This window comes from Paenilisteria riparia FSL S10-1204 (assembly GCF_000525995.1).
GTDB lineage: Bacteria > Bacillota > Bacilli > Lactobacillales > Listeriaceae > Listeria_A > Listeria_A riparia.
In genome coordinates, this window is the sequence record NZ_AODL01000052.1 from 1 (window position 1) to 1,559 (window position 1,559).

At 39.5% G+C, this 1,559-nt stretch carries 1 protein-coding gene; it reads left to right on the forward strand.

Features of this window, described 5'->3' with window-relative positions:
• Positions 1–1,559 (forward strand): immunoglobulin-like domain-containing protein (locus tag PRIP_RS17255; RefSeq protein WP_036102612.1); only part of this gene is annotated, 1,559 nt, incomplete at both ends.

A 1,559-nucleotide genomic window follows, 5' to 3' on the forward strand; every position in this document is an offset into this window, starting at 1 on the left:
TAATATATTTGCTACTAACTATCCTCAACACTCAAACGACCGAGAAATCGAATACTCCACCGATATCGCGTTACATGAATTTTGTCATCTGCTAAATATGGCGAATTTAATCGATTCTTATCCAGATGTACACGGTGCTACAACATATAACTATAGCATTGATCCAAAGAACGGCTGGATGCAGTTTTACCTTGATTTTCTAACAGGAAATGTAGTAGATCCCAAAACTGGAAAATTAACAGGTGTTTATCCTGAAATGTGGCGCTTAACACCAAGATACATGCGTGAAAATGCTTTAATTAGCGGTGGCGTTTGGGGATTCCGACCAAATGGCGGGGGTAATCTGACCATTGATAGCTTAGAAAAAGTCTATATTCCACTAAGCTACAGGAATTCAGGAGGCGGTCCGTGGTTTGATTTTATGTTTGCAAACGGTGCGGATGCCATCGACGCTAGCAAAATAAAATCCAATAATACGAATGTTATTAAATTCCTGAATTTTGACAATCAAATAGCAAGAAGTCAACCAGTCGGACTCGGTGAAACATCGCTAGATTTCACGACAAAAGACGGCCAGTTCACTTATACAAAAATAGTTGTCATTTATGATGAAGGACAAGCGACCGAAGCAGTAAATGCTTTATTCGAAAAAGATACTACCATCAAAGACAGCACAGACCAAGCAGCCATCGATAAGGCTCAAACATTGGTGGACTTACTGCCAACAACGATAACAACAAAAGCTGAACTACAAAAGAGAATCGACGCAGCCCAAGAGGCATTAAATAATAGAAATGCAATCACCACACCAGTGATTAGCCCAGTTTCAGAAAAACAGACAAGCCTTACGGTAACTGGCCTTGAAGGTGCACGAATTGCAGTCACACTACCAGACGGAACAATGGTTTCCAAAACAGCTAATGCACAAGGAATAGCAACATTTTTTGTCACAGATTTAAAAGCTGGCGATATCATTACAGCCACACAAACCAAGAATGGTATAACTAGTAAACAAGCCTCTATCACAGTCACACCAGACCAATCAGAAGTAATAACAGTAACAACAGAAAGCTTTACAATCGGTAAGGATAACTATATCAAAGGCACCTACACAGGCGATGTAGCTAAACTAGCCATCGAAGTAAACGGCACCTTACTTCAACAAATCAATGCCACAAAATCACCATATCAATATTACGCAAAAGGCAAAGTGACCGAAGCAACTGATCAAGTATATGTAATCACATACGATTCTAATGGTAAACAACTCGAAAAAACCAAAGTAGATGTCAAGAGCCAGACAAAGTCAATCTTGACGCCAAAACCATTCTACATTGGTAAAGACAACTATATCACAGGTCAATTAGCAGGCGACATCACGAAATTCAGTCTAACAGTCAATGGTACAGAATACACAAGAATCAATGTAACAACACCACCAGACTTCAAATATTACGCCAACAATATCATTAAGAATGCTACCGACACAGTACGAATCAATGGCTACAGCGCAACTGGTAGTCTATTAGAATTCCCAACCCGTAACAATCGTTTAACAA